The following is a 7618-nucleotide window of genomic DNA, read 5'->3' as shown; positions in this document are numbered from 1 at the left end:
GTTGTTGCGCATTAGCGCACTTACCGATATCGCTAAATCGCAAAAAAGTAACCGGTTTTTATTAAATTTTTAACAGTGGATAAATTAAAATGGTAATTTTTTTATGGGTATTTTATTTGTATATATAAAAATATTTATTTGTTGTTTTTTGTTTGCTTTTTTGCTTTTTTCTTTTTTGTTCAAATGCCCAACAACGTACCCGGTTTTAAGTAACTTGTAACCAGTGAATCATTTCTAATGGTAATTCTTTTCTGGTTCTTGTAGTTGGATCGATACAAATATGTCTGGTAATTGCTTTAGATATTATCTCGTTTTCTGGGGTGATAATTTGATAGTTGATTTCAAATTTTTGGGGGTTTAATTGGTTAGGTGATAGGTTGATTGATATGCGATCGCCACAAAACATCGGACGCAAAAAGTCAACACTAGCATGAACAATGGGAATAGCAAAATCATTGTTTCTAAAAAATAGCTGAAGATTAATGTTAGATACATTTAGGGATTCTTCATAAGCTTCATGGCAAATTGCTAAAACATTGGCAAAGTAAACAACGCCAGCTGCGTCAGTGTCTTGAAAGCGGATAGTACGATTATAAGTAAAGGGCATATTTTCAGCCTAACCTTAATAACCTCAAGAAAGCTAAATATAAAACTTTGACTCTCTCCCGACAACAAAAACCCGGTTTCTGGGATTTGGGTGTGCAGTTAATAGTAAATTAATAGAGAGAAACCGGGTTTTTAACATTCAGGAAATTTTGATTTATAGAGAATTTCTCGGACACAAAGTATCCAACAATAGATCTGGATCAAGAGTTTTATCTAACCTGGTATTTTTAGTTAAAAAAACCATCCTTTTGCCTTGGTAAATTAAGATGGGTGGCTGGTTAGCATTACTATTGTAAGCACTTATTTGGGAGAACAAATTACCTAAATTTCCCGCTCGGTTTCTAATACTTAATACGCCATTTCGACTACCAAAAGGCCCTGAAGGATTGCAAATAGAATTACTAGCGGTGCGATCGCTAGAAACTAAACCGACGAATGTACCACCGTTACCCATTAAATAGGCATTACCGTCTAATTGGGGAATTATTTGTAAAATTCGCTGATTATTTGCTACTAATATTTCCTGGGAGTTTCTAGTTGTTGCTGTTGGCGTAAAGGAAACAGCCAGGACTTGAACTGACATCAAAGCCAAGGTTTGAACTGCTAATAATGGGGAAGTCAAGCCTACAAAACGTAAGAACTGAATCATATTTTCTACTTAAAAGTAAGTTATGTTGCTTAATTCAATATTCGCAAAATATTTAGTTGTTAGCAATTATTGTAATTTAACTGTAAGGTTTTGGGAAGCTCATAAACAAAAAACCCCTCTTTCGAGGGGTTTCATCAGGGTGCATCTACTGTACTTTTATTAAAGCCTGAAGTTACTATTGCTTGGTTCACACTTTTGGGTGAAGTTTGGTTACTTTGGGGAGTGTAAAGCTTTGTCTGATTTTTGGCAGTTTAGCGATCGCAATCGATTAATCGCCGCTGCTAACTCAAATTTGCGGAAAACTGCCAAATCTCCTTGCGGGAAACGAGTCAAAATATCCAATCCTCTCGACTCGATATCTGCCATAATTTGATTAAGAATTTCGGGCAAAGTAGCAGTTTTATTCGCATATTCTCGAACTGCATAAACCATCGCTTCTGCGATCGCCCTCGACTGTGCTTTATCTACTATTTGTTCCACAGCAGATAAGTCAATATCTTCGCCGCCAAATACCATTTCGTCAACATCTCTGACTTTTAATCTTACTTGTTTTTGACGATAGCTAGGATCGATCGTTTCAGGAATTGGAATGCGTGGCATAATTTGACCGAACTTTTCCCCACCTTCAGCTTGTCTTTGGTTAGCATATTGATTGGCGATTTCTTTAGCTTTTGCGGTCACATCTTGCGGCTGAAAATTTTGCATCGCCATCACTGTATCTGCGACTTCAAAATAATCACCGCTACCGCCCATTACTAAGATTGAAGACACATTATAATCGGCGTACAATTGCCGGACTTTATCAATAAATGGGGTGATTGGTTCTTGATTTTTGGCGATTAACGCTTGCATTCTTTGGTCACGAATCATGAAGTTTGTAGCGGCAGTATCTTCATCTATTAATAATACTTTGCTTCCCGCTTCTAAAGCTTCCATAATATTCGCAGCTTGGGAAGTGCTACCACTGGCATTCGTGGTTGAAAAGTTAGTGGTTGAACGGTCTTGAGGCAAGTTACTAATAAATGGCGAAATGTCAACGTTAGCAACAGATCTACCGTCTTCAGCACGAATTTTTACTGCGGCTGGATTCGTAACTACAAACTCTCTACCATCATCGGGAATGTGATTATAAATTCCTACTTCTATCGCCCTTAATAAGGTAGATTTGCCGTGATATCCGCCGCCAACAATTAGGGTTACACCTGCGGGAATTCCCATACCAGTAATTAAACCTTGATTGGGACGATCGAATGCAACTTTCAAAGATTCTGGGGATTGAAAAGCGATCGCACTTTCCGCCAAAGGTCGATCGTCAACTCCACTACGCCGAGGTAGAATCGCCCCATCAGCAACAAAAGCCACTAACCCCTTATTTACTAATTCCTGTCTTAGCCAATCTGCATCTTCAACAGTTTCTACATGACGTTGAATTTTCTTAGCATCTAAACGCTGATATTTAAGTGCTAAATTCACAAGTTGCGGGACTTGATCGCCAAGCATTTCGATCGCTTGATAGCCTAAAATTCTCCGTCCGCCAGCAGGTAATCCCACTACAAAACGCACTTCGACAAATTCGTTATTTATAATTACAGAATTACGCTCTAAAACTTCTTGACCGACTGGTAAAATAGAAATTAATCCACTATTTCCAGTACCTCTTTTTTGCTTAAACTTCTGAGTACAAACATCAAAATATCGAGTTAAATAATCTCGTAAAGCGATTTCTCGGCTTTTAGTTTGGTAAAGTTCCGCTGGAAATTTAGCGACAGTCATTGGAACTTTAACTCGAATGTGACTGGGACTAGCAAAAGGATCGCCTTGTACGCGATCGATTATCAAAGTAAAATCCGCAAAATCGTAACTTCCTTGTATATCTTGGTAAGCTTTGTATCCACGTCCATCTAATCTGATTAACTCTTGGCGCAGTCTTTCTTGGTTAGCCATAATTAAAAGAAATCTTTAACAAAAGATGTGTCAGTCCGAATCTTGGGCGAAAGCGAGAATATGTTCGGCGATTATTTGTGGTTGTTCCAGTTGCGGTGCATGACCACAATCTTTAATCCATATTAGTTTACTATGGGCAATATCTCGCTGAAATTTCTTAGCATCTTCTGTTCCCAATGTTTCATCCGACTCGCCCCAAAGGATGAGAGTTGATTTATCAATCTGGGCAATTTTATCACCTAACCAATTGTAGCCGCCACTTTTAGTAAAACTAATCATTGCTTCTACCCATCTGGGCATTTCAATATGTAATGTAACAGATTTAAGGGCTAATGAATCAGCAGAATTACTATTAATCAGTTTAACTAGATTTAAGGCTTGAAGTTTGCGTTGTCGCCAATATTCTACTGCTAAGTAATCGTAGGGAGGAAAGAGATATTTTCCGAAAGGGAAACTCCCCGAATAACCAACGCTGTCAACTAATATTAACTTTTTTACTGCTTGGGGATAGGTAATAGTAAAATCAATTGCTGCTGCACCTCCCAGCGAACAACCTAACAAAATCATTGGTTGATTTATGAGAGTTTTCCAGCAAGAGTAGAGATGAGTTTTAATAGTAGCTGGATTGAAATTAACGCCTTTAATTCTATCTGTAAATCCGAAACCTAATAAATCGATCGCCCAAGTTTCATTTTTAGCAGCTAGTAAAGGTAACAGGCGATAAAATTCCAACAGCGAACTATCAAAACCATGTAATAACAAAATGGGAATTCCACCTTTACCTGCTTGGATATATGCTGTCGAGATTGGTTGTTTAGTTAAAGGTGTGGCGATCGCTTTTTGCTGAATTTTTTCTCGTAGTTGAGTGACTGCATCTTGGGTAAACATTTTCGTTGTGCGATCGCTTCCTATTCATTTTACAAGAATTTCCTTTGATTATTCATTTCTGTTACCAAGCACTGCCATAATAACAATGTAGTCATGGTGACAAAACACTTTTATGCCGATTATCCATAAAATAATTGAAGTAGAAACTAGCGAAGGAATCAGCATTTTTAATATTACACCCCTAATTGATGAATTCCTGCAACATACAGGGATAAAAAACGGTCAAGTTTTAGTTTTTTCTCGACACACAACCACAGCTTTAGCTATCAATGAGAACGAAGAAAGATTGTTGGAAGATGTGAAAGTATATTTACGAAAATTAGCCCCAGAAACAGACAAATATTTGCATAATGATTTACATTTGAGAGTTGTACCAGAAGATGAACCAATGAACGCCCATTCTCACTTAATGTCGATGACTTTAAGTACTAGTGAAGTAGTACCAATTGTTGAAGGGAAATTAGCTTTAGGTACTTGGCAATCTGTGCTATTTTTTGATTTAGATGGGCCGAGGAAAAGGACAGTTTTTTTGCAAATTATTGGGGAATGAGGGACTGGGGACTGGGAAAATTGTGAATTGTAGGGGTGAGTTTAGCAGATAATACTGTAATCCCAGCATAAGAATTAACTGAGATTTTGCACCTGTAGTCTTAGCCCGCCTGCGAATCAATTCGCAGGCTAATAGCTCAAGTCCATTTTAATGGACTGAAAGTGTTTAAATACTAATACCAATTCTCTATGAAGATGCGCTTAATTAACCCCACCCCAAACCCCTCCCCGTCTACAGGGAGGGGCAATGATTAAGCTCAATTTTACAGAGAATTGGTATTATATTTAGTCCTCTTTAGAGGACTTTCGCTATTAGCCTGCGAATTGATTCGCAGGCGGATTTTGGGACTGGTGCAAGATCTAAAATTAAAGCAAAACTCGCCCTCTTACCCCCTGTTTCCTTTGAATCAAAAACTCATCTGTGGATGAATCAATTGATAACCTGCTTGTTTGATTTTTTGATTAGATACCTTAGCATTGTAAGGGCGGTTACTCTTTTGGGAAGCATCCCAAGAAACTTTGGGTAAATTGTGGGTTTCAAATAGGCGATCGAGCAATTCTCGGCTAGGCAAATAAGCATCATTTACTAAGTTGTAAACACCTGCTAATTGATGCTTTCTGGCAAATTCGATCGCACCCACAATATCATCTAAATGAATCCAATTTGTAGTATCTTCCCCATCCCCCGGACGAGTTGTACCAGCAGCCCTACCAAATATTTTTAGTAGTTCTCTATTTGGGCCAAAAATTCCGCCTAATCTGAGAATACAAACCTTGAGACGATCGCTAGATGCTGAAAGTAAAATTTGTTCAGTTTCCGCTAAAATTTGCCCATTTGTGGTAGTAGGTGAAAGCGGCGTTGATTCCTCTACCCATTCGCCATTTTTATCGCCGTAAACCGAGTAAGTTCCAGTATAAATAAGATGCTTGATGCTAGAATTTGCTTGGAAAAGCGGAACTAGAGTTTTGGCAGTATGTAAATAAGTTTCTTCATAAGTATTTGCTTTTTTTGCGCCCACACTCAACAAGATAACTTCTTGATTTTGGAGGACTTTTTTCAAACCTTCCGAGTCATTTCCGCGAACTACAAAAACCTTTTGAGAAACTGCTTCTAATTCGTTAACTCGTTCAGGATTAGTTGTAGTTGTAGTCACAGAAAAACCCAAATCTTTTTGCCAAAGACGGGCAACATTATAACCAACATAACCACAACCAATGATAGCAATATTCATCAGCAATCTTATCCTTATCTACGTTGTGAGGTACACAGATCCCCGACGAAAGCAGAAGTTGTCGGGGATCTGGCTTGAATTAAGCTGAAAAACTATTAGCAACTCGACGTTCTAAAGGCAATTCAATGCGATCGCCAGGTTTAGGTTCCAAAACCTTAGTTGCCAAATTATTTTCTGCCAACTTAGCCCGAAACTCTTCTGTAGTTCCCACAGCTTTTAAGAATTTTAGCAGTAAACCATCAAATTCGATATCACCGCCTGCCGCTGTGGGTAACATTACTTGTGGTTTAACCATTTGGGCAACTTCTAAAGCACTTTTTGTTCCTTTAATAATTGAGCCAACTAAAGGTAAAGCTAGGTCGATTATTGGGGTAATTACCACATCAATTGGCGCAACTTCTTTTAAAGTTGGAGAATGAGTACCGTGAGGCTCATAATATACAGTAAAACCGCTTTCTAACTCCTTCAATAAGTAGCCATTCTCTAAAGTAGTTGGGCCAATGGGAGAGCCTGGAACCGCTTTAATTTCTACGCTATTATTTAAGTTAAAAGTTTCTCCGTGAGTTAGGGCTTTTACTTGCTGATAACCCAACTCTTGCACTACCTTAGCGGCGCTCTTAGAACCGATAACAGGAATGTTACGGTTGAGTTGTTTCAGAGTTGCTGGGTGTGCGTGGTCTTCCAAGCCTTGAGAGAGTAGAATTAAGTCAATGTGTTCGGGAATTTGGCGATCGCTTTTCCGCGAACCTTTAAACAACCATTCCTGATTACCAAATACTAACGATCCCACCAACCAAGGGTCAACTAAAATTTTCTTACTACCTATTTCAATTAACCAAGAATTACTGTCCAGCCAGGTCAGATACATAGTAACTTTTCCGATAACACCTTTTTTTATTTTAGGCATATATTACGTTATGTTAACTTGGTGCGCTCGTCTCAATTCTGGCACCCTTCCGCTATCTGGGTGTATTTAAGGTGTAAAACAAAACTGAAATACTGTTGAGAATTACCTAACAAAGGCACTCAGCACATAAAGGAACCCCTTACCAGGGGACACTAAGAGGAGAAGAGTAAAAAAATTGATTATGTGTAGTCAGTTGCACATTAACAGTTCAGTAATTTTCCCATTTAAATTCTGCATTTTTGTAATATTGAAGACTCATTCTTAGGGAATAGGCTTGGCAGCAAGTTTAAATCAAGAGAGATAGAATGAATGCAGTGAGTTAAATAGAAAGGAAATGATTTATAGTTTTCCAAGATATTTCCCCAAACTCAACTGAAAAAGTTCAACTTGCTTTGCACAAAAAAAAGCAACTAACCAAGTACAATCAACCAGCAATTAACTTACCATAAGTATCTCTTATTGCTCGCAGTGGTTGCCCTGAAAAAAATGAAATCTGCTAGAATAAATCAAGAAGCAGTAAAGGTTGCAAAAGGTTTAACGATGAATAAAAGTTCAACTGCAACTAGCCAAATTCAGAGCCGAATATTAGTAGAATTACTGCATTGGAGATGTGAAAAACTAAAAGCTTTACCCTTCATTCAAGTAGGTAGTTGAAATTCTTAAGAAATCAGAAAAATTAGCTGTGTTCTTGAGGTTGGAAGATAAAGTAAAGTATCTTCGTTTCCGCCAAGTAAGAAGGAATTGTCCATAGTAGTTTGATTCAGTTTAGTTTCCAGAAAATTTACTTTAGCTTCATCCTCTTGGGTGAACCAATCAGAGGAAGTTCTGAAAACAGCATGAAAC

At 38.1% G+C, this 7618-nt stretch carries 7 protein-coding genes; 1 reads left to right on the top strand and 6 read right to left on the bottom strand.

Going from position 1 to position 7618, the window contains the following annotated elements; all coding sequences use genetic code 11:
* Positions 1-205: 205 nt before the first annotated feature.
* The 4 genes from ACE1CC_RS35250 to ACE1CC_RS35235 all read right to left on the bottom strand — a co-directional run bounded on the left by ACE1CC_RS35250 (position 206) and on the right by ACE1CC_RS35235 (position 4087).
* Positions 206-607, bottom strand: a complete 402-nt coding sequence (locus ACE1CC_RS35250; RefSeq protein ID WP_413275097.1) for an acyl-CoA thioesterase — start codon at positions 605-607, stop codon at positions 206-208.
* A gap of 153 nt (positions 608-760) precedes the next feature.
* Complete coding sequence (locus ACE1CC_RS35245; protein ID WP_413275096.1) at positions 761-1255, bottom strand: hypothetical protein; 495 nt, start codon at positions 1253-1255, stop codon at positions 761-763.
* Between the two features lie 210 nt (positions 1256-1465).
* Positions 1466-3199, bottom strand: coding sequence for an ABC-ATPase domain-containing protein (locus tag ACE1CC_RS35240; RefSeq protein WP_413275095.1), 1734 nt, complete (start codon positions 3197-3199; stop codon positions 1466-1468).
* 30 nt (positions 3200-3229) lie between these two features.
* Positions 3230-4087, bottom strand: coding sequence for an alpha/beta fold hydrolase (locus ACE1CC_RS35235; protein WP_413275094.1), 858 nt, complete (start codon positions 4085-4087; stop codon positions 3230-3232).
* Positions 4088-4199: 112 nt separating this feature from the next.
* Between ACE1CC_RS35235 and ACE1CC_RS35230 the strand changes: the two genes are divergently transcribed.
* Entirely contained in the window at positions 4200-4637 is a 438-nt protein-coding gene (locus ACE1CC_RS35230; RefSeq protein WP_413275093.1) for a secondary thiamine-phosphate synthase enzyme YjbQ, read from the top strand.
* Positions 4638-5043: 406 nt separating this feature from the next.
* On the opposite strand, the gene ACE1CC_RS35225 is transcribed toward ACE1CC_RS35230, so the two are convergent.
* Both ACE1CC_RS35225 and ACE1CC_RS35220 read right to left on the bottom strand, forming a co-directional pair.
* Entirely contained in the window at positions 5044-5868 is an 825-nt protein-coding gene (locus ACE1CC_RS35225; protein WP_413275092.1) for an SDR family oxidoreductase, read from the bottom strand.
* 79 nt (positions 5869-5947) lie between these two features.
* Positions 5948-6736, bottom strand: coding sequence for an MBL fold metallo-hydrolase (locus tag ACE1CC_RS35220; RefSeq protein WP_413275091.1), 789 nt, complete (start codon positions 6734-6736; stop codon positions 5948-5950).
* Between the last annotated feature and the right edge of the window lie 882 nt (positions 6737-7618).

The organism is Floridaenema aerugineum BLCC-F46 (genome assembly GCF_041929345.1).
In the GTDB taxonomy this organism is placed as follows: Bacteria; Cyanobacteriota; Cyanobacteriia; order Cyanobacteriales; family Aerosakkonemataceae; genus Floridanema; species Floridanema aerugineum.
The sequence above is the reverse complement of the archived record's forward strand: the minus strand, read 5'-3'. Positions and strand labels throughout refer to the sequence as shown.